This is a genomic window from Alcanivorax sp. UBA3183, from assembly GCF_002364155.1.
In the GTDB taxonomy this organism is placed as follows: domain Bacteria; phylum Pseudomonadota; class Gammaproteobacteria; order Pseudomonadales; family Alcanivoracaceae; genus Alcanivorax; species Alcanivorax jadensis.
This window is the reverse complement of sequence record NZ_DEXN01000006.1, coordinates 98548-116357: the sequence shown is the minus strand read 5'-3', so window position 1 is coordinate 116357 and position 17810 is coordinate 98548. Positions and strand designations below refer to the sequence as shown.

At 59.5% G+C, this 17810-nt stretch carries 16 protein-coding genes; 11 read left to right on the top strand and 5 right to left on the bottom strand.

Going from position 1 to position 17810, the window contains the following annotated elements:
* The first annotated feature begins 4 nt into the window (after positions 1-4).
* The 8 genes from B3Q33_RS01805 to mscK all read left to right on the top strand — a co-directional run bounded on the left by B3Q33_RS01805 (position 5) and on the right by mscK (position 10257).
* Positions 5-655: an ATP-binding cassette domain-containing protein gene (locus tag B3Q33_RS01805; protein WP_272974482.1), complete on the top strand. Its 651-nt coding sequence runs from the start codon at positions 5-7 to the stop codon at positions 653-655.
* Positions 652-2172, top strand: a complete 1521-nt coding sequence (locus B3Q33_RS01800) for a PhnE/PtxC family ABC transporter permease (protein ID WP_272974481.1) — start codon at positions 652-654, stop codon at positions 2170-2172. The genes B3Q33_RS01805 and B3Q33_RS01800 overlap by 4 nt, the downstream gene beginning before the upstream one ends.
* A gap of 37 nt (positions 2173-2209) precedes the next feature.
* Positions 2210-2983 carry a PhzF family phenazine biosynthesis protein gene (locus tag B3Q33_RS01795; RefSeq protein ID WP_272974480.1) on the top strand — a complete coding sequence of 258 codons (774 nt, stop codon included), beginning with the start codon at positions 2210-2212 and terminating at the stop codon, positions 2981-2983.
* Positions 2983-5142, top strand: a complete 2160-nt coding sequence (gene selD, locus B3Q33_RS01790) for a selenide, water dikinase SelD (RefSeq protein WP_272974494.1) — start codon at positions 2983-2985, stop codon at positions 5140-5142. Before B3Q33_RS01795 ends, selD begins: the two co-directional genes overlap by 1 nt.
* 47 nt (positions 5143-5189) lie before the next feature.
* Entirely contained in the window at positions 5190-5579 is a 390-nt protein-coding gene (locus B3Q33_RS01785) for a PA2779 family protein (RefSeq protein WP_272974479.1), read from the top strand.
* Positions 5580-5732: 153 nt separating this feature from the next.
* On the top strand, positions 5733-6587 hold the full coding sequence (locus B3Q33_RS01780; protein ID WP_273009273.1) for a PA2778 family cysteine peptidase: 855 nt from the start codon (positions 5733-5735) through the stop codon (positions 6585-6587).
* 81 nt (positions 6588-6668) lie between these two features.
* On the top strand, positions 6669-6800 hold the full coding sequence (locus B3Q33_RS01775; protein WP_269530021.1) for a hypothetical protein: 132 nt from the start codon (positions 6669-6671) through the stop codon (positions 6798-6800).
* A gap of 88 nt (positions 6801-6888) precedes the next feature.
* A complete protein-coding gene (gene mscK / locus B3Q33_RS01770) occupies positions 6889-10257 on the top strand; it encodes a mechanosensitive channel MscK (RefSeq protein ID WP_035246584.1) in 3369 nt (1122 codons plus the stop codon).
* A gap of 75 nt (positions 10258-10332) precedes the next feature.
* On the opposite strand, the gene B3Q33_RS01765 is transcribed toward mscK, so the two are convergent.
* The 3 genes from B3Q33_RS01765 to B3Q33_RS01755 all read right to left on the bottom strand — a co-directional run bounded on the left by B3Q33_RS01765 (position 10333) and on the right by B3Q33_RS01755 (position 11427).
* Positions 10333-10548: a TIGR02450 family Trp-rich protein gene (locus tag B3Q33_RS01765; protein ID WP_035246582.1), complete on the bottom strand. Its 216-nt coding sequence runs from the start codon at positions 10546-10548 to the stop codon at positions 10333-10335.
* Positions 10549-10643: 95 nt separating this feature from the next.
* Positions 10644-10979, bottom strand: a complete 336-nt coding sequence (locus B3Q33_RS01760; protein WP_035246580.1) for a hypothetical protein — start codon at positions 10977-10979, stop codon at positions 10644-10646.
* A gap of 121 nt (positions 10980-11100) precedes the next feature.
* Positions 11101-11427 (bottom strand): hypothetical protein, encoded by a 327-nt coding sequence (locus tag B3Q33_RS01755; protein WP_035246579.1) that lies wholly within the window; start codon positions 11425-11427, stop codon positions 11101-11103.
* A gap of 362 nt (positions 11428-11789) precedes the next feature.
* Here B3Q33_RS01755 and trmY point away from each other — a divergent pair, with 362 nt between their 5' ends.
* Positions 11790-12389, top strand: coding sequence for a tRNA (pseudouridine(54)-N(1))-methyltransferase TrmY (gene trmY, locus B3Q33_RS01750; protein ID WP_035246577.1), 600 nt, complete (start codon positions 11790-11792; stop codon positions 12387-12389).
* A gap of 169 nt (positions 12390-12558) precedes the next feature.
* Here the strand turns inward: trmY and B3Q33_RS01745 are convergent, their stop codons facing one another.
* Both B3Q33_RS01745 and B3Q33_RS01740 read right to left on the bottom strand, forming a co-directional pair.
* A complete protein-coding gene (locus B3Q33_RS01745; protein ID WP_035246574.1) occupies positions 12559-12966 on the bottom strand; it encodes an SMI1/KNR4 family protein in 408 nt (135 codons plus the stop codon).
* 111 nt (positions 12967-13077) lie between these two features.
* On the bottom strand, positions 13078-14208 hold the full coding sequence (locus B3Q33_RS01740; protein WP_035246571.1) for a sterol desaturase family protein: 1131 nt from the start codon (positions 14206-14208) through the stop codon (positions 13078-13080).
* A gap of 308 nt (positions 14209-14516) precedes the next feature.
* On the opposite strand from B3Q33_RS01740, the gene B3Q33_RS01735 reads away from it, so the two are divergent.
* Positions 14517-16397 carry an ATP-binding cassette domain-containing protein gene (locus B3Q33_RS01735; protein WP_272974474.1) on the top strand — a complete coding sequence of 627 codons (1881 nt, stop codon included), beginning with the start codon at positions 14517-14519 and terminating at the stop codon, positions 16395-16397.
* Between the two features lie 14 nt (positions 16398-16411).
* Entirely contained in the window at positions 16412-17746 is a 1335-nt protein-coding gene (locus tag B3Q33_RS01730; RefSeq protein WP_414630972.1) for a succinylglutamate desuccinylase/aspartoacylase family protein, read from the top strand.
* Positions 17747-17810 lie beyond the last annotated feature (64 nt).

The window sequence follows — 17810 nt, the reverse complement described above, 5'->3', positions numbered from 1 at the left end:
GATTTTGACATTCCATCTTGAGAATGCACGACTTGGCCACCCGGGCCAGGTCGTGTTTGCGTCCCTGTCGCTGACCATTGCCGACGGGGAAAAAGTCGCCTTGCTGGGTCCCTCCGGCGCCGGCAAGTCCACCCTGCTGGCGGCACTGCGCCAGCAGCAGGAAGCCAGCTGTGCCTGGTGTCCCCAGACCGGCGACCTGGTCCCCATTCTCAGCGTCTTCCACAATCTCTACATGGGCGCCCTGCCCCGTAACCCGACCCTGACCAACCTGCGCAACCTGATCTGGCCCAGCGCCCGGGAAAAATCCAGCGTCGGCGAACTGGCCCGGGAGCTGGGGTTACAGGACAAGCTGTTCACCAGCGTGGACCAGTTATCCGGGGGTCAGGCGCAACGGGTTGCTCTGGGTCGTGCGCTCTACACACAACGACCGATACTGCTGGCCGACGAGCCGGTCTCCAGCCTGGATGAACACCAGGGGCTGGTGCTGCTGCGCCAGGCACTGGGCCGCCACCATACCGCCGTGGTCGCGCTGCACGATCGGGAGCTGGCGCTGCAATGCTGCGACCGCATCATCGGCCTGGGTGACGGCAAGATTCTGCTCGACGCCCCCGCCAGCACCCTGAGCCTGGGTGACCTGGACACGCTCTACCAATGAGCCCCGGCGAGCACGGCCAGGCTTCCGGCGCCCGGTATCCCGTCATCAACACCACCGCCTCCCGCTGGCGCCGTGCCAGCTTCTGGCTCGCCGTGGCCGGGTTGATTGCCCTGGCGTTTGCCGACCTGGAGATAGCCCGCTCCTCCCCGGGCAGCGAGCTGCTGCGCATGGGCCAGGGCTTTCTGGCACCAGACTTTTTCTCCACCGATAACCTCTGGCGAGCACTGGCCAATACCCTGGCCTTCGCCTGGCAGGGCACCGCCCTGGCCGCCCTGTTCGGTTTTCTCATGGCCATGGCCTGGCATCGCCGCTGGGTGCGGGGCTTTGCCGCCAGCATCCGCGCTGTCCACGAGCTGTTCTGGGGGTTGCTGTTGTTACAGGTGGCCGGACTGAGCACCGTCACCGGGGTACTGGCCATCGCCATTCCCTACGCGGGCATCTTCGCCAAGGTCTTCGGTGAATTTCTGGAGGAAGCCGACGCGGCCCCCGCCAGCGCCCTGCCAGCCAGCGGCCAGCGCCTGAGCGTGTTTTTCTATGCCCGCCTGCCACTGGTCTGGCAGGCCTTCAAGGCCTACGGCGGCTACCGGCTGGAATGCGCCATCCGCGCCTCAGCCATCCTGGGTTTCATCGGCCTGCCCACCCTGGGTTTCCATCTGGAAACCGCCTTTCGTGAAGGCAGCTACGACCAGGGCGCCGCCCTGCTTTACCTGTTCTTTGCCATCATCTTTACCCTGCGCTGGTGGCTGCGCCCGGCGCTGATTCCGGTATACCTGCTGGCCGCCATTGCCTGGGCGCCACCGCTGTTCACCGGTCGGCTCGATACCCTGGTGCGCTTTGTCACCGTGGATCTGGTACCAATGCCGTTACGCCAGGGCGGAGGATTGACGGAACTGTGGCAGTGGTTTGCCATGCTTTGGCAACAACAACTGTGGCCGGGGCTCTGGCAGACCCTGGTGCTGGGCCTCGGAGCCCTGCTGCTCACCGGCCTGCTATCGCTGCTGCTGTTTCCTCTGATCTCGCCCCTGTTCGGCAACCGGGTCAGCCGTACCGCCGGCCATGGCCTGTTGGTGGTCATGCGCACCACCCCGGAATTCTTTCTCGCCTTCTTCTTCCTGATTCTGCTCGGCCCATCCATGCTGCCGGGCATCCTGGCCCTGGCCCTGCACACCAGTGCCATCGTTGCTCACCTCACCGGCCGCTTCAGCGAAAGCCTGACGCTGCGCGCCGATGCCCCCACCGGCCTCAACCGCTACGCCTGGGAAGTACTGCCCCGCGTCACCCCCAATCTGCTGGCATTCCTGCTCTACCGCTGGGAAGTGATCATGCGCGAAACGGCGGTGCTGGGGATTCTTGGCATTCATACCCTGGGTTTCTATATTGATTCCAGCGTGGCGGAATTCCGCTTCGATCGGACCCTGCTATTGATCCTGGCCACGGTGATGCTCAATCTGGCGGTGGATGCATTGTCGCGGGGATTGCGCAAGCGGTTGCGGCTAAAACCGGGGTTGGGTCTATGAAGGCAATGAAACGAACGCGTTATTTTCAAGGCAACTCATGAAACTCTATCAAGTCGATGCCTTTACCTCTTCCCTGTTTGCCGGCAACCCGGCAGCCGTGGTGCCGCTGGAAAGCTGGCCGGACGATGCCCTGCTGCAGAACATCGCCATGGAGAACAACCTGTCGGAGACGGCCTTTCTGGTGGCGGACGACACCGGCTATACGCTGCGTTGGTTTACCCCCAGTGTGGAAGTGGATCTGTGTGGCCATGCCACCCTGGCGGCTGCCTGGGTAGTGTTCAATGCGCTGGGATTTCCCGGTGAGCGGATTCGTTTCAATACCGCATCCGGTGCCCTGTATGTGGAGCGCAACGACCAGACCCTGAGCCTGGATTTCCCCAGCCGACCGGCGCACCCGGTCAGCAGCCGGGCGCCCTACGAGCAGGCGCTGGGCATTCCTCTTATGGAGGTTCTTCAAGCTCGCGATACCCTGGTGGTGCTGGACAGCGCTGAACAGGTACGCAACTTCCAACCGGATGTTGCCGCCATCGGCAAACTGGATACCTTTGCGATCATGATTACCGCCCCCGGCGATGACTGCGATTTTGTCAGCCGCTTTTTCGCCCCGGCCAAGGGTGTGCCGGAAGACCCGGTGACCGGCTCCGCCCATTGCACCCTGGTGCCCTACTGGGCCGACCGGCTGGGCAAGACCACCCTGCATGCCCGCCAGCTTTCTGCACGAGGCGGCGAATTACACTGCACCCTGAAAGGAGACCGGGTTACCCTGAGTGGCCAGGCCCGCTGCTTTTTGAAAGGCGATATTCTGCTGTGATGACCCCCTCGGCCAACCACGACCTGGTATTGATTGGCGGCGGCCACAGCCATGCCCTGGCCCTGCGCATGCTGGCAATGAAACCGATCCCCGGCGTACGGATTACCCTGGTGTCGCCCGATGCGTTGAGCGCCTATTCCGGTATGCTGCCCGGCCTGATCGCCGGCCACTACACCCTCACCGATAGCCACGTGGATTTGTACCGGCTATGCCTGACCACCGGCACCCGCTTTATCCGCGCTGCGGTAACACAGATCTGCAGCGCCGAACGGCGCCTGACTCTGGATGATGGCAGTACCCTGGACTATGACTGGCTAAGCCTGGATGTGGGCGCCACACCGGACCTGCAACCCGTGGGTGGCGGTCACCCGGACATCGTGCCGGTAAAACCGGTAGCCAGTTTCCACCAGCGCTGGCAGCAATGGCGTGATCATGACAGCCCACTGGCCGTGGTAGGCGCTGGCGCCGGTGGTACGGAAATGGTCCTGGCCATCGCCGAACATCAGCGACAGGCCGGACACCATGGAGCCCTGTCACTCATCAGCGGCGGAGAACTACTGCCAGGCTACCCGGAATCCGTGCGGCGGCGCATGCAACGCTATCTGGATGACTACGGCATCCAGTTACGTGAGCACACTCGGGTGGAAAAACACGGCGATGTCCTCTACGCCAACGAGGCTCCCCTCGACGCCACCCGGGTGCTCTGGTGCACCGGCGTGCGTGGCACCCGGGTGATCGCTGACAGCGATCTGGACTGTGACGACAAGGGCTTTGTGCGGGTAAACGAGACCCTGCAAAGCCGCAGCGACAGCCGCGTGTTTGCCGCCGGCGATTGCGCCGCCTTCCCCGACAGCCTGCCCAAGGCCGGCGTTTATGCCGTGCGTCAGGCCAAGGTGCTGGCCCACAACCTGAACGCCGCCATCAGCAGGCAACCCTTGCAGGCCTACCAACCGCAGAAACGCTTTCTTTCTTTGCTCTCCGCCGGCGGCAAGCAGGCAGTGGCCAGCCGTGGCGGAACCCTGTCCGTTGCCGGACACTGGGTATGGCGCTGGAAGGATCGCATCGATCGCGACTTCATGGACAAGTTCGATCGCCAGTTACCCACCATGACACCGCCTGCGGCGGACCCGGATACCCTGCATTGCGCCGGCTGCGGCGCCAAGGTGGGCAGTGGCGCGCTCCATGATGCCTTGCGGGATTTACAGCCTTATCTCAGCGACGGCATTGAAGCCGGCGTTGATGCCGCCGACGACGCGGCCATCATTCACTGGGCAGACAACAAGCGATTGGTGCAGAGCCTGGATTATTTCCCGGCCTTCATTGACGAGCCCTACCTGTTCGGCAGAGTCGCCGCCCTGCACAGCCTCAGCGATCTGTACGCCATGAACGCCACGCCCCACTCTGCCCTCGCCAACGTGACCCTGCCCTGGCACCACCCGAAATTGCAGGGTCGGGATCTGCACCGCTTGATGGCTGGTGCCGTGAAAGAACTGAACACCGCCGGCTGCACCCTGGTTGGCGGCCACACCATCGAAGGCCCGCAGATGGCCGCCGGCTTTACCGTCAACGGTCAGGCGGACCCGCAACAACTCTGGCACAAACGCGGCGCCCGGAACGGCGATCGTCTGCTGCTGACCAAACCCCTGGGCAGCGGCGTGCAGCTGGCCGCCATGATGCAGAAAAATAAGCTCTACGGCCCCTGGCTGGATGCCACTCTGGACCATTTACTGGTCAGCAATCGCATCGCCCAACAGGTCATGCAGGGTTCTCCCGTGCACGCCTGCACCGATATCACCGGCTTTGGTCTGCTCGGGCATCTCCATGAAATCTGTCAGCACAGTGATGTGGCCATGGCCGTCGACACCGACAGCATTCCCCTGCTGCCAGGCACCCTGTCGCTGATTGAAAACGGAGTGGTTAGCACCCTCAACGAGGCCAACCGGCAAGTGTTGATGCATTGCGATACGCAGCAGGTTGCAGAGTCACTACTGACTATCCTGTGCGACCCGCAAACCGCCGGCGGACTGCTGTTCAGCATTCCCGAAGCGGCACTGGCCCAGGCCCTTGTGCAATTGCGTGAAGCGGGAGTGAACGCGTCAGAAATTGGTAAAGTCCTTGTAAAAAATGGTGATTCTTCGAGAGATATTCTTCTGCATTAGGGTCAAGATGTTAGTGTTGAATCAATCGAGCTGAATGGAGATATCCCATGACCAAGCGTATTACCGGTATTCTCAGTGCATCATTGCTGCTTTTCATGCAGTTGATGATTGTGCCAGCCGCCCAGGCCGCCATGATCGGTAACGACACGGTCATCCAACAACAGGACCGCGCGGCCATGAAGGCGCAGGTAATGGAGCTCATGGACCAAAAGGTCGCCGCCAAGGCATTGGGCGACTACGGCGTCAGCAAGGATCAGGTGAGCCAGCGTCTCGACCGCCTCACCGATCAGGAGCTGCAGCAGCTGGCCCAGAAAGCGGAAGAATTGCCCGCCGGCCAGGGTGTGGTTGGCGTGATCCTCGCCATCATCCTCATTCTGGTGTTGCTGGATCTGCTGGGTGCCACCGACGTCTTCCCGGTTATCGATCCCATTAACTGATCCATGTCTGTCCCCTATGGCGAGGAGCCAATCGCTCCTCGCCTTTCACTCGTAAGCCTTACCCGCCCTTTCAACCTGGCATGCCTTGTCAGCCTGCTGGCTCTGCTTTCCTTGAGTGGATGTCAAAGTTTCCCGCCTCCTCAAAGTGCACAGGTGGAAACCGAGCAGCAGTTGGTGGTGCCTTTTGTCCCCCAGGAAAAATACCAATGCGGCCCCGCCGCCCTGGCCATGATGCTGCAATGGGCCGGCAAGCCGGTGAGTGCAAACAGTCTGATTGATGAGGTGTGGTTACCAGAGCGGGAAGGCAGCCTTGGCATCGAATTGCGTGCCGCCGCCCGCAGCCGTGGCCTGATGGCTTACCCGGTGGAAAACAGCGAGGCGCTGTTCCGCGAACTGCAGGCTGGCCGGCCGGTACTGGTATTGCAGAACCTGGCCCTGCGTCGCTGGCCTCAGTGGCATTTTGCCGTAGTCACCGGCTATCAGGACGAAGGTAATACCATGGTGCTGCACAGCGGCACCGACGCCGGCAAGACCAGCCACTGGAACCGCTTTATCCGCACCTGGGCCCGTGCCGATCAATGGGGCTTTACCCTGGTCGAACCGGGACAACTGCCGGCCAGTGCGGAACCGGAAAGCCTGTTCCGGGCGATTTCTGCCCTGCCCAATGCCGAGGCCTTCTGGCCGGCGGCGGTAGAGGCGTTCCCGAACAGCGGCAAGCTATGGTTCGGCCACGGCAACAGCCTGTGGAGCCAGGATCAACAGCAACCGGCGCTCGACGCCTTCCAACGGGCAACCCGCCAGGCGCCAGACTTTGCCGCCGCCTGGAATAACCTGGCCTACGCCCAGCAGGCACTGGGCGATGAGGAAGGAGCCCGCGACAGTATCTGCCGTGCCCATGCCCTTGCCCCCCAGGACAAAGCCATCCGCGATAGCGTCATGGAGCTGACCGGTCAATCCTGTCCCGACGAGGCCTCGTCGACCGGTTCCGTCTGTTGCGCCGATAACTGATCGCGCTGCTCACGTAACCTGGCCAGCTTGGCTTCCCCTTCCGCCAGTTGCGCCAGCCGATGCAAAGAACGCATACATGGCATGCGTCTGATGCTGCTCTTAATGCTGATAAACATGAACGTAGCTATTCTCAAGCAACAGATGCCGACGCAGGCAGAACAACTGCTGCGCCCCTTGCAACGCCTTGGTAAGCTTGCCGAGACTTGGGCGTAAATAATCGTCTCTGCAGGGTGCAGTGAACGCGGCAAATTTCCCTGCAAAACACATTGATAGCCCCCTTACCCATTGGAGCTTGTTGGTTATGGATCGACGTCTGCCCCTTTTCCTGCTGATTTTTCTCCCCGCCATGGCGCAGGCCCAAATCGGCGGCTTTTCCCTGCCCGGCGTCGGCGACCTGGAAAAACAGATATCCGGCAGCGAAGACACCAGCAGCGATGGCAGCGCCAACCCTGACAAGAAAATTCTGCAACAGACCCTGGAACTACGCCGCGAAATCGACAGCAACCAGCAAACCATCAAGGATCTGGAAACTTTCGCGCGACAGGCATCCACCCAGCGGGCACGCCTCAACGCCGAGCTGGCCAAGGCCCGGCAACAGCAGGACAAGGACTGGGCCGCGCAATATAAGGACTTGGCGCTGCAAGCCCTTATCGAGAGGCTGACCAGCCGCCTGGATGCGCTGGAGAAGAACCAGAGCCGCCTGGCCGAGGTCAACGGTGAACTGACCCGCGCCCAGACCCTGCCCGAACAGGCCCAGAATGTGATCAGCAAGGCCATGGAGCGCATGGATACCATCCGCTCCCGGCTCAATGAGGGCACCGACGAAAACGGTGAGCCGCTCAGCGAAAAGCAGGAACAGGGGCTCAATACCGAACTACGCGCCCTGGAAACCCGTATCGAGCGCTACAACCAGGAACTGACCGTCGTCGACAAGAAACAGGATGTGGCCCGCCTGGAACAACAGTTACTGCGTACCGAGCAAGCCACCCTGGAAGCCCAGCTTGATGCCGTGCAGCCCCTGATCCAGCAACGCCGTATCAATCAGCTGGAAGAGATGGCCAAATCGCCAGAATCATCGCTGCCGGACAGCGTGCTGGAAAACAAGCGGATCCAGAATGCCAAGGCGGAAAACCAGGCCCTGCGTGAGCAACTCGCCAGCACCAGCCAGGCCGTCAACAGTCTGCTGCGCCGCGCCATCGACACCAAAACGCAATTGGACAAGGCCCGCGCCCTGTCCAGCACCGTCAACGATCAGATCCGCCTGCTGGATGGCAGCCTGCTACTGTCACGGGTGCTGTATCAGCAACAGAAACGCCTGCCGCAGACCCAGTCGGACATGAACCTGCAGAAACGCATTTCCGACGCTCGCCTGGAGCAATTCGAGCTGGAGCAAAAGATCCAGTCGCTGGATAACTCGCCCCTGCCAGAACAGGAAAAAATCAAAGGGGAGCTCTCCCCGGATCTGGAGCAAGCGTTTACCATCTTGCATCGGGAGCGGCGCGAGCTGTACGACCAGCTCAATCAGGAGCTGGGTCGGCAACTGGCTATCCTCACCCGTACCCAGCTCAACAAGGAGCAACTGGACAAGGTATCACGCAGCCTGCACAGCATTATCTCCGAGCAGACCTTCTGGATGCCCAGCACCCAGCCGGTGAGCCTGGAATGGCTCGGCAAGCTGCCCGGGCATATCACCCAGCAACTGCGCGACATGCCCTGGAAAGCCCTCTGGCAGGGCGCCCGCGAACTGGTTACCGGAAAATGGGGCTGGCTGGTGCTGGCCGCGATTCCCGCCATTATTCTGATGCTGCTGCGCCCACGACTGAAAAAACGCATCGACACCATGAACAAGGATGTGGGTTTCCTGCGCCGCGACAGCCAACTGCACACCCCGTTGAGTCTTATCTATACCGTGCTGATCTCGTCTCCCGCGCCCATCGCCCTGGCCGTGATTGCCGCCGGACTGTGGCGTCAGCCCAGCACCATTAACAGCGTACTGGGGGCCGCCCTGGCCCAGCTCGCCCTGCTCTGGCTGGTGTTCGAAATGCTTTACCGACTGCTGAAAAACGGTGGTATTGCCCAGCGCCATTTCCGCTGGGACAACCAGCAAAATCAGCATATGCGTCGCCGCCTGGCGCTCACCGGCCTGGCCTTTATTCCGATGACCTTCATCATCGCTTTCGGTGACCAGTGGCCCGCGCAACTCAGTAACGACCGGCTCGGCCTGGTAATCATGGTAGTCAGCCTGATCGTGGTGATGATCAGCCTGCCCTCGGTGGCCAGGAGCTATCCCGGCCGGCATTACAGCCGCACCATGAAAGGCCTATCCACCGGCTTGTGCGCCGCCGCCCCTCTTATCCTCACCGTGCTGATCGGCATCGGTTACTACTACACCTCGGTGCGACTGAGCGGCCACATGATCTACAGCCTCTACTTGGTGGTGCTATGGATTCTGCTCGACGCCGTGGCGGTTCGCGGCCTGGCCGTGGCCGCCCAGCGGTTGGCCTACCGGCGCGCAGTGGCCCAGCGGGAAGCCGAGCAAAAAAGCTCTGACACCTCCTCTGCTGCATCAGAAGCGGTGGAAGTGGAAGAACCGCAGCTGGACCTGAAACAGGTCAACCAACAATCCCTGCGCCTGATCCGCCTGGCACTGATCGCCGGTATCGGCCTGCTGGTGTATTGGGTCTGGGCAGATGTGTTCCACGCCTTCTCCTACACCGAAAACATCGTGCTCTGGGAAACCGCCGATGCTGCCGGCCAGGCCAGTGGCACCTCCCCCATCAGCCTGGGCGATGTGATGACCGCCCTGATCATTGGCGCTGTCACCTTCCTGCTGGCCAGCAACCTGCCAGGCCTGCTGGAAGTGCTGGTGTTGTCACGCATGGACCTGCGCCAGGGCACCAGCTACGCCACCACCACCCTGCTCTCCTATGTGATCGTGGCCAGCGGTGTGATCATCACGTTCGGTGCTCTGGGCTTGAGCTGGGACAAAATGCAGTGGCTGGTGGCCGCACTGGGGGTGGGCCTGGGCTTTGGCCTGCAGGAAATCTTCGCCAACTTCATCTCCGGCATCATCCTGCTGTTCGAGCGCCCCATCCGCATCGGCGACGTGATTACCATCAACAACCTGGATGGCACCGTCAGCCGCATCCGCATCCGCGCCACCACCCTGATCGACTTCGACCGCAAGGAGATCCTGGTGCCCAACAAGGTGTTTGTCACCGAGCGACTGATCAACTGGTCCCTGTCCGACACCGTCACCCGCATCATCATCAAGGTGGGCTTCGCCTACGGCTCCGACCTGCAAAAATGCCGCGACATCCTCATGCAGGCCGCCCGGGAAAACAAACGGGTGCTGCGTGACCCGGAACCGGTGGTGTTCTTCCTCACCTTCGGTGCCAGCACCCTGGACCACGAACTGCGTGTCCACGTGAACGATATCGGCGACCGCCTGGCCGCCACAGACGAACTCAACCGCCACATCGATGCCCTGTGCAAGGAACACGACATCGAAATCGCCTTCAGCCAGCTGGATATCCATATCCGAAATGGGGATGGCGACAAGCTGTGTATTGAGGGGGAAAAGAAGGAAAAATCTATACAGCAAGACGACAAGGGTCAGGCACCAAAAGCCAACGACGGGGAGCACAACGAAAGCAACGACCCCCGCTAAACCCGCAGGGCGGAAATACCGACCGGGTATCTCCGCCCTACGCCCCGCTCTCCAGAGGCCACACGACCGGAATAACTACTTCCAGCCCTGCTGCCAGTTCGATTCATCTCTTAGTGCTTTCCAATCAATAGAATCTGAACGGTTTGATATAACCGCCTCTATCAGGCAGTGAATGACTTCACCCTCTTCATCGAACTCGACCTCTGTCACCAGAAAATGTTTTTCTTTCTTTACTGGCTTGACCGCAGTCCACTTGCTGTTAAGCAACTTTTGGGGATTGATTTTATTCATTGCTACTCTTCGGTTACAACCTAACGCCTCAATAACCGGCGCAGCTTGCCTGCGTCCGGCGCCGAAGGCGCGAAGTTGATTGACTTGTTATGCATTTATCTCAAGCCCTCGGACCATACGGCTTTAATAACACCCCAAAACACCTTTTCGAACGGGGTGCGGCCATGTGGAAATTCGAGCACCCCTTTAAATCTTATTTCACAACCGCAGTCATCATAGATAAAAGGAATATCCTTTTTCTTCAAAGAAAACTGAATGAAGGCAGATCCATCCTCAGTGCTGAGAGGGGAGTCGACACCTATCTCCATTTCTTCAAATGTGATCACCCCTAATTCTTTGGATGTGATCTCCCAGCTTATATCTTCTAAGTATTCCACAGGGAATTGCCATAACCCTTTAAAATAAACAATAGGGTTAAAGTGTAAATTCATACTGCTCCTTCTGTTTTCATACGAAGTTAAAGTGGCAGTACTCAAATAGATTTCCATCGAACATCTCAAATTGGCGATGCATAACGCCGGCCATCATGGGCTTGTCGCATGCATGGCATTGTTATGCTTCTTCAGTTTCGACATTTTTTGGCATTGAAGCCTCAAGAATGGCTTGCCGAAGCCCTTTTGCGAGAAAAAAGACACCTGCAATGCCAGAGACATACGCAAAATAGCCAATATATAGACCAGACGCAGTCTCATTTCCAAGCCCCAACACACCTTTAAGAAAACCAGCAACCACTGGAATTATCACCAAAAACAGAAGCGCATTCTTCAGAAGCTTCTTACCCTTCTCCCCTGCTGTATTCGCAATCCCATTAAGAGTAATAACCAGGTAAGCGCTTGCTGCGAACATAGCGCCCGTCATAAGACCATTAAGTAATTGCATTCTTCTCCCTTATTTAATGCATAACAGCGTATTAGTTAGAACGTTCCGTATAACCCAGTTCTGCATAACTCCGAGTCACCCGCCCCACACGATCTAGCAAAATACTCCCATATCAATCGGTTAGAGTGAAATGGCAAATTTCCTACACAGAGTTCAAAGGAACACTCCTTTGAATTCTGTTCCTGCCAACCTCGCACCCCGTGTAGGAATTGTCATTGAAATCAGTGCATTGGAATTGGCCTCTGCAGGATAGTCGGAACGTTCCGTTGAAAACGGGCAACTATTGCCAGCTTATGGGCAAGGATCTACGACCCGGCAGCGACTGATGTACAATCACCTCACACTCTCCTGAGCCCTATATAATGCGTACTTTCGTCCTCCGCGCCCGCGCCGCGCCCACCGATAGCCAGGCTCTGCTGGCCAATGTGGGTGGCGATGCCCATACGGAAATTCTCGCCCATACGCTGATGAACAGCCTGTTTGTGGCCCAGTCTCACCGGGATGACGTGGTGGTGCATCTGGTGCTGGAAAGCACCCAGGATTACTCCCGCACTATCAGTTTCACCGGGGCGGAGATGCAGAATATTGGCGGCTTCCATGAGAAAGCGTTGCTGGCCAAGGTGGCCAACGCCCTGGATGTGTCTCAGGGACTGGGCAAGGAGCAGGAACGGGCCGTGGAGCCGGGCATCCGGGTGCGGACACTGAGTTTTGAGCGGCTGGTGAAGGATCTGGCGGAGGACCATCAGCTGTATGTGATGGACAAGAAGGGCGACAGCATCCGTGAGCTGGATTTCGGGGAGAACCCCTGCTTTCTACTCACCGACCATATCCCCATGCCGAAGAAGACCTTCAACAGTTTGAAGCGACTGGGAGCGGAGAAGATCAGCCTGGGGCCGCGGATGCTGTTTGCGTCGCAGTGTGTGGTGTTGATTCAGAATGAGCTGGATTTGGCAGGGATGTAGAAGGCTCTCACGAGGCGTAAAGCCTCCGGAGCCGTATTCATCGTGATGGATTGGGCGCGCGGGCGGGCGCCGTTTCTTCGCCAAGGCTCAGATCGCCATGCAAGCATAGCTCCTACAGCGGCTTCGTCAGGTCGGCTGGATGTCGGGTTTAGCTATTAACTGCTCTTAATCAGCTTTCCAGCCACACCTCACGTGCCCACTGCCAGATAGAACTCCAATCCTCGTCCTCGTTGACGCCCTCCCCCGGTACCCAGAAGACGATCTGGCCGTCCTGGCCGATGGCGTAAACGCCTTCTTCGGCCTGGCAGACAGGAATCAGCGAACGGGGCATGCCCTGGCTCCAGGCCTGGGCGGCCAGCTCGGGGAGGAAGTTGTGGGCGTAGTCGTCGGTGACGGTGGCCGGTTCCAGGCTGCCGCAAATAATGTCGCCGGTGGTGAGCAGGAATTCCTTGTACTCCCCCGGCAAAGAAATAAGCAGCTGTTCTTCGATTTCTACCAGCCGGTCTTCGTCCGGCAGTTCCAGGGCTACCAGTGCGCCCTGGTGGCGTTCGCGCAGCAGGTCGATCAGGTCATCCATTTACAGCGTCCCGGTTGGCATTGTCAGCAGAATGGTTGTTGGAGCTATGCTTGCATGGCGAATTTCGCCTGGACAATTCGCCATGCAAGCATAGCTCCAACGATACAATTTTTACCCTTGGCGGTGATCCCGACGGAACGGGAACAGGAACTGGTCGACCACGCCTTCCGGCACCTTGGTGCTGGCCCGAGTGCCGTACTCGGCAGCCAGCCGGTTGGGCATGATCAGGGTGCCGAACAGTTTATCGTAGATGGGCAGAAACGCGGCGTAATTTTTGTCCACGGCCTGGTCTTCCGAGGAGTGATGCCAGTGGTGGAATTCCGGGGTGGCGATGAGCCAGCGGATGCCCGGAAAGCGGAAGCGCACATTGGCGTGGATAAAGATGGCGTGGAAGGACACGAACACCAGGTAGGCGTACACCGCCGACGGCGAAAAGCCCAGAATGAAGATGGGCAGGTAGCCGATAAAGCGGTTGGCGATGATTTCCACCACATGCAGGCGTGAGGAGGCCAGCCAGTCCATCTGGGTAGTGGAATGATGCACGGCATGGAATTTCCACAGCCATGGCACTTCGTGGAAGGCCCGATGAATCCAGTAGCTGCCCAGATCGATAACGATAAGAATCTCGATGAACTGCAGCCACAGGGGCTGGCTGGCGATGGCCTGTTGGAAGCCGATGTCCACCTTGTCGTGGAGCACCACCTGAATGGGGATGATGGTGAAGAAGCTGATCAGCTGCAGGCCCACATGGCTGAACAGGAAGTATTTGATATCCGTGACCCAGCCCCCGCGCAGGGTTTTCTGGTCCGGGTCTTTGGGGAAGGCCCGTTCCAGGGGGATAAACACCAGCGCCAGTACCAACAGGGTAAGGATGAAATAGTCGAGCCCGGCATAGAGGCTGCGACCTTCCACCGGCGGCACATCCAGCCGCCCGGAGCCGATCAGCGCGGCCATGCAGGCCAGCACCATGCCGATAATGCCGTAGCGCTTTTCCTGATGACGCAGCACACTGAAAAAGCCACAGACAAAGCCGATACCGATGCCGATGAACAGGGCAATGCGTAGCACCTCGGCGTTGTAGAAGGCACGGAATTCCGGGGTGGTCAGCAGCTCCGGGTAGAGGAAACAGAAGCTGCCCATCAGCGCCAGAACCCCCAATCCAATGGACACGGTGGCGGTGATCTTGCCCTGGCCCGGGGTCAGATCCACCTCTTCGTAACGTTCCCGCAAAAAGTCTGTCATCTGTTGTTCTCCTTCTGGGCCAAGGCTGCCCGATGATCCGTTCAGACACCACTACACGCCCGTAACAAGCTGCTACACTGCGCGTTCAGTTGAGTTACGAGTTGAAAGTTCAAAGTTGAAACGCGGGCAAGCCTGGCCGCCATCCGGAAAACGGGGCGGCCGCGATTAAAGGCAGCCAAGCGCTGGCACGGCATTTGCCATCAAAGCAGCCTCCCCTCCCGCGCTTTTGAACTTTCAACTCATTCCAGAGCCGGTGAATATTGTCACACCGGCAACCCATTATTCAAAACTTTGGTTATTCACACAGTATGCCTCTCATTACCCTCCGCGACATTCAGCTCAGTTATGGGCAGCAGCCGCTGCTGGATCACGTCACCCTGTCCATCGACCCGGGGGAGCGGCTTTGTTTGATTGGTCGTAATGGCGCCGGCAAATCCACCCTGATGAAGGTGATTGCCGAAGAGATCCATGCAGATGACGGCCAGATCGAGAAGACCCAGGGGCTGACCGTGGCCCGCCTGGAGCAGGAAGTGCCGGACGACCAGGACCACAGCGTCCATTTCATGGTGTCGGAAGGGCTGGGCGAGCACGGTGCCCTGCTCAGCGAGCACGCGGAGCTGGTCCATCATCTGGGCGATGGTGACGACAAGGTACTGGCCCGGTTCGAACAATTGAGCAGCGACATCGAGGCCTGTGGTGCCTGGCAGCTATCCCAGCGGGTGGATACAGTGCTGTCCAAGCTGAAACTGGATGGCGATCAGGCCTTTGCCGGCCTCTCCGGGGGGATGAAACGCCGCGTGCTGCTGGCCCGGGCGCTGGTACAGGAACCGGATATCCTGCTGCTGGACGAGCCTACCAACCACCTGGATATGGATTCCATCCAGTGGCTGGAAGAATTCCTCAAGAGCTACGGCGCCACTCTGGTATTCATTTCCCACGACCGGGCCTTTATCCGCTCACTGGCCACCCGCATCATCGAGCTGGACCGGGGCAAGCTGACCAGCTGGCCTGGCAGCTATGAGAAATACCTGAGCGGCAAACAGGCGGCCCTGGAAGCAGAAGAGCGCGCCAACGCCGAGTTCGACAAGAAACTCAGCCAGGAAGAAAAGTGGATCCGTCAGGGCATCAAGGCCCGCCGCACCCGTAACGAAGGCCGGGTGCGTGCACTCAAGGCCATGCGTGATGAATTCGCCCAGCGCCGCAATCGCACCGGCACTGCCAACCTCACCATTCAAGGCGGGGACAACTCCGGCAAGGTGGTGGTGGAAGCCGAGCACCTGGATTACACCGTGGACGGCAAGAGCATCGTGCGGGACTTCTCCGTGAATCTGCTACGTGGTGACCGGGTGGGTATCCTCGGCCCCAATGGCTGCGGCAAATCCACCCTGATCCGCCTGTTGCTGGGTCGGCTGGCGCCGGATAGCGGCAACGTGAAGCTGGGCACCCAGCTACAGGTGGCCTATTTCGATCAGCTGCGCGATACCCTCAACGAGGAAAAGAGCGTCATCGACAACGTGGCCGAAGGCTCCGATGTGGTCACCATCAACGGCCAGAACAAGCACGTGATCGGCTACCTGCAGGATTTCCTGTTTGACCCGAGCCGGGTGCGCCAGCCGGTGAAGTCCCTGTCTGGCGGCGAGCGCAACCGGCTGCTGCTGGCCAAGCTGTTCACCAACCCCTTCAACCTGCTGGTGCTGGATGAGCCCACCAACGATCTGGACGCGGAAACCCTAGAGCTGCTGGAAGAGCAGCTGATGAACTATCAGGGCACCCTGCTGCTGGTCAGCCACGACCGGGAGTTCATCGACAATGTGGTGACCTCCACCCTGGTGTTCGAAAACGGCGAGCTCAACAGCTATGTGGGCGGTTATCAGGACTGGTTGCGTCAGCGTCCGGAACCTGTGAAGGGAAAAACCGTCAAATCCGCCAAGCCAGTGCTCGAACCGGCTCCGACGGCGCCCAAAGCCAAAAAGCTGTCTTACAAGGATCAGCGGGAGCTGGAGCAATTACCGGAGCGGATCGAGCAACTGGAATCGGCACTGGAAGCGGTGCAGGCTCGCATGTCGGACCCGGCTTTCTTCAAGGGTGACCCGGCCGAGATCAGCGCCGCCCAACAGCAACAAACCGAGCTGCAGGCGGAACTGGAAACCACCTTTGCTCGCTGGGACGAGCTGGATCAGCTTGGCTGAATCAAGGAGTGTTTGTGTATAAAACGTGGTCCTCATTCGCTATCACGGCAATGTTTGTCCTGTTCGGCCTAGCGGCAACGCCGGGCTGGGCCAATGAAGTGGAAGACGAAGAACGGGCCGTGGAACGTCAGCAGGAAAGCGACGGCCAGGCCACAGCCGGTGACGGCAATACGGACACGGACAAGGCCGACAGCGCCGTCGCTGATGACCCGACCCAACCGGCGGCCGACCCGGCTCCCCTGCCCTTATCCCTGCTGGGACGGCAAGTGGAACCGGGCAGCTTTGCCACCCTGCACTGGACCCCGGATCAGTCGTTCGCCTCCATTGCCACCCCGGTGCCGGTGCTGGTGGCCCATGGCGACAAGCCCGGGCCGCGGCTGTGTCTGACTGCAGCCATTCATGGCGATGAACTGAACGGCATCGAGATGGTGCGCCGGCTCATGTACGAGCTGGAGCCGGACCAGCTGGCCGGTACCGTGATCGGTGTGCCCATCGTCAATCTGGATGGCTTTCGCAGCGGCTCTCGCTACCTGAGCGACCGCCGGGATCTGAACCGCTACTTCCCCGGCAACAAGAAAGGCAGTGCCGCCAGTCGCGTGGCTCACTCCCTGTTCAGCAATATCGTGCGCCACTGCGATTACCTGGTGGATTTGCACACCGGCTCCCAGAAACGGGTCAACCAGCCGCAACTTCGCGCCGACCTGGACAACCCGGACGTGGTCGCCTTTGCCAAGCACTTCGGCGGCATGACCGTACTGCACAGCCCCGGTGTCACCGGCATGCTGCGCGATGCGGCGGTGAAAAAAGACATTGTGGCGGTGACCATGGAAGCGGGTGGCCCCAACCGGCTGGAAACCGAGGCCGTCAGCTACGGCGTACAGGCCATCGATACCCTGCTGGAAAACCTGGGTATGCGTAAGGCCAGCCGTTTCTGGAGTGCGCCGCAACCGGTGTTCTATGAGTCGGAATGGATTCGTGCCACCCAGGGCGGCATTCTGCTTGCCGAGGTGGAGCTGAACCAGAAAGTGAAGAAAGGCCAGGTGCTCGGCACCGTCACCGACCCGATCAGCAATACCGGCAGTGCCATCATTGCCCCTTATAACGGCCGGGTTCTGGGAATGGCAGTGAACCAGGTGGTCCACGCCGGCTTTGCCGCCTTCCGTATCGGCGAGGAAAAAACCACCGAGGAAGTGGAAGCGAAAGCAGAAAAAGCCACCCGGGAAAAAGAACAGAAAACCCAGCCATCAGAGGATAGCCCCGCCCACGACTCACCGGCACCGGAGCCTGAAGCAGACCGGGCCGATGACCTGAGCCAGGCGGAAGAAGAGGAAAGTCACTCGGAAGAGTGAGACGATCAAGCAGAGAGACAGCAAAAAAGGCTTCTTCCAGGAAGCCTTTTTTGTGGCTGCTTTA

What these genes read in the sequence shown, in the direction of transcription:
- B3Q33_RS01800 (WP_272974481.1), top strand. Translation starts at nt 652, where the DNA reads ATGAGCCCCGGCGAGCACGGCCAGGCTTCCGGCGCCCGGTATCCCGTC.
- B3Q33_RS01795 (WP_272974480.1), top strand. Translation starts at nt 2,210, where the DNA reads ATGAAACTCTATCAAGTCGATGCCTTTACCTCTTCCCTGTTTGCCGGC.
- selD (WP_272974494.1), top strand. Translation starts at nt 2,983, where the DNA reads ATGACCCCCTCGGCCAACCACGACCTGGTATTGATTGGCGGCGGCCAC.
- B3Q33_RS01785 (WP_272974479.1), top strand. Translation starts at nt 5,190, where the DNA reads ATGACCAAGCGTATTACCGGTATTCTCAGTGCATCATTGCTGCTTTTC.
- B3Q33_RS01775 (WP_269530021.1), top strand. Translation starts at nt 6,669, where the DNA reads ATGCGTCTGATGCTGCTCTTAATGCTGATAAACATGAACGTAGCTATT.
- mscK (WP_035246584.1), top strand. Translation starts at nt 6,889, where the DNA reads ATGGATCGACGTCTGCCCCTTTTCCTGCTGATTTTTCTCCCCGCCATG.
- B3Q33_RS01765 (WP_035246582.1), bottom strand. Translation starts at nt 10,548, where the DNA reads ATGAATAAAATCAATCCCCAAAAGTTGCTTAACAGCAAGTGGACTGCG.
- B3Q33_RS01760 (WP_035246580.1), bottom strand. Translation starts at nt 10,979, where the DNA reads ATGAATTTACACTTTAACCCTATTGTTTATTTTAAAGGGTTATGGCAA.
- B3Q33_RS01755 (WP_035246579.1), bottom strand. Translation starts at nt 11,427, where the DNA reads ATGCAATTACTTAATGGTCTTATGACGGGCGCTATGTTCGCAGCAAGC.
- trmY (WP_035246577.1), top strand. Translation starts at nt 11,790, where the DNA reads ATGCGTACTTTCGTCCTCCGCGCCCGCGCCGCGCCCACCGATAGCCAG.
- B3Q33_RS01745 (WP_035246574.1), bottom strand. Translation starts at nt 12,966, where the DNA reads ATGGATGACCTGATCGACCTGCTGCGCGAACGCCACCAGGGCGCACTG.
- B3Q33_RS01740 (WP_035246571.1), bottom strand. Translation starts at nt 14,208, where the DNA reads ATGACAGACTTTTTGCGGGAACGTTACGAAGAGGTGGATCTGACCCCG.
- B3Q33_RS01735 (WP_272974474.1), top strand. Translation starts at nt 14,517, where the DNA reads ATGCCTCTCATTACCCTCCGCGACATTCAGCTCAGTTATGGGCAGCAG.